The 2,658-nt window shown below is 66.4% G+C and carries 1 pseudogene; it reads right to left on the bottom strand.

The window, feature by feature from the left end:
- Positions 1–2,144 (bottom strand): annotated as a pseudogene (locus tag ABZ857_RS43975) (hypothetical protein); the annotation flags it as partial.
- Positions 2,145–2,658 lie beyond the last annotated feature (514 nt).

Genomic DNA, 2,658 nt, shown 5'->3' with positions numbered 1-2,658 from the left:
TTGCAGTCCCAGATCTGCGCCTGAGCGCCGTTGGCCTGCGACACCCCGGTGACGTCCAGGCACCGCCCCGACCCCACACCCTTGAGCGCGCTCGTGCTCCCCGACGGCGACGACGGTGACGGGGAGGGTGTCGACGTGCCGTTCCGGGGCCCGGCGGAGGCCATCACGGACTGGGCGCCCGACGGCCACTGCCCGTTGGTGACGGTCACGTTGTTGTTGACGATGTTGCCGCGATCGCCGTTGGTGACGTTGGTGCTGCCGTTGGTCGACCAGTTGCCGGTGACGGTGAAGTTGCCCATGTTCTCGCCGCCCCAGTAGTTGGCCGTGGCCCAGGTACCCGTGTTGGACAGGACGTTGTTCCTGACGGTGTAGTACTTGGAGCCCTCGTCGAAGTAGACCCCGAACCAGCCGTTGGTCCGCAGGCAGTGGTTGTCGCTGATCAGGGCGTTCGGGTTCCACGACAGCGTGTAGATGCATCCGCCGTCGGTCATCTGCTGCATGACGTCGTGCACGTAGTTTCCGACGAGCTTGTTGCCCGACGCGGTGGTGGGCGTGGTGTACCGCGGCTGGTAGTTGTACAGACCCCGGTTGGCGTACTGGGTGCTGCCGCCGGGCTCGTTGGCGCCCCACCCGTAGCCGATCGACATGCCGGTGTAGGGCATGTTGTAGACCTCGTTGTGGGACACATCGGTGGTGGTGACGTAGGTGGTCAGGACCGAGACGATGCCCCGGTAGTCCAGCCCGAGGTCGTGGATTCGGTTGTCGGTGATGGTGATGTTGCGGTTGACCATCCGGGGATCGCTGGGGTGGTGGGCGTCGGCGCGCACGCCGCCGACCACGACGCCGCCGGCCGAGCTGCGGGCGATCTCCGACCGGGTGACCGTGATGTCGCTGGCGCCCAGGCCGACTCCGCTGGCGTGGGCGTTGGCGTCGTTGCCGATGCCCACGGCCGTCTGGCCCAGGTTGAGGAACTGCGAGTCGGTGAAAGTGATGTGGTCGGCCGCCGACACCTGCACCGCCGCGGGCATCTGGAACCAGTTGGGGCGGGTGGCCTCGAACTGCTGGCAGCCCTCCTGACACGAGCTGGGCAGGTCGGACGGCCAGTTCCAGTTGCCCGCGATGTAGGCGCCGGTCTGCTGGTCGGCGAAACCCTGGTTGCTGCTGGGCCCCAGCCAGCTGGTGCCGGTGAAGGTGATCCCCTTGAAGGTGATGTGGTGCGCGGGCGCGTCGTAGGTGCCCCCGACGTTCACCAGGGACTGCAACACCGGCAGCTCCACGCTGGTGCTGCTCATGTTCTGCCCCGCCAGGGGGATGTAGGACAGCACCCCGGTCGCGGGGTTGATGTACCACTCACCCGGCGCGTCGAGGAACTCGTAGGCGTTTTCGAGGTAGAGCGGACCCGCCCGGTGCGGGCTGGTGAACACGTCGTACCCGAAGATGTTGTTGTTCCAGCCGGGCTGCTGCATCGTGATGAAGTTGCCGCTGATGCTCTGCACCCGCACGTACCGGTCCGTGAACGAGCCGATGCTCTCCAGCTCGACCCTGTTCTGGCCGGCCAGGTTGTTCAGATAGCTCAACGCGCTGCTGCTGAACCTCAAACCGGTGCCGGTCGCGGTGAAGTCGGACCGGTTCACCTGAGTACGCGCACGCGTGGCGAGGGCGCCGTTGACGTACAGCTGCCGGGTGTCGATCCCGGCGCCGACATCGGCCTGCCAGATGTTCTTCGCCTGGTTGGCGAGCGTCCAGCCGGTCACCGCCCGGGCGCCGCTGATGACGGGATGCGCCGACGGGGCCGCCTGCCACACCACCTGATACCCGTTGCTGCCCGAGTCGGCCGCGCTCAGCCGCAACGGCGCCGACAGCCGGTACACCCCATCGGCCAACTCGACGACGATGTCACCGGACATCGCCCCGTTCAACGACCGCACCGCCGTCTGCGCCCCCGACAGCGAACACGGCTGAGCCGACGAACAGGTGCTGCCGGTGCCCGAAGGCGAAACGTACAGGGTCGTGGTGGCGGCACGGGCCGCCGTGGCCGATGCGACGACTGTCATCGCCGCGGTCAGCGCCGCGATGACAAGGCCGACCAGAAGCGGCCTCAACACCGCGACAGGTGAGGACGGATGCTCAATTCGATCGGTCACGTGCTTCTCCATGGTGGTGCGGTCCTCACGTGCCACCACGAGGGGCCGGGTGGAGTGAGGTGATGGAAGCCGACGTGGCCGACCACGGTGCGGAGGCATGCGACACGCCTCCACACACCCGCCGTGTGGTCCAGCCGCAGGGGCCCGGAAGAAGCGTCCTCCGGGTGCTCAGCTACCAATTACGGTGCGAGCACCGAGGCCCGTCAAGACCTTAAGAACACTTAATTTTCACGGCAGGCATGTAAACGTCATCTCGTCGTAACGATCAGAAGTCTCTGATCAGCGGAAACCCACACGGACATTCCCGTGCGGGCGGACCGCCTCGCGTGAATCGCGATGATGTTTCGTACTCACGATGCCACGTCCCGGACAGCCTGCGGGTGACATGGTCCGCAGAGTCATACTTTTACTGCGATCGTGAGGAGGAAGCACGGTGACCGACACCCAGCGTGAGGGCGGATACCGGCCGGGCTATGAGGTGGCGGCCGAGCAGGTGCTGGAGCTCATCGCCCGG

The organism is Microbispora sp. NPDC046933 (genome assembly GCF_040644635.1).
Classification (GTDB): Bacteria; Actinomycetota; Actinomycetes; order Streptosporangiales; family Streptosporangiaceae; genus Microbispora.
Note: the sequence above shows the minus strand (reverse complement) of the source record. Positions and strands in the feature narration are given on the sequence as shown.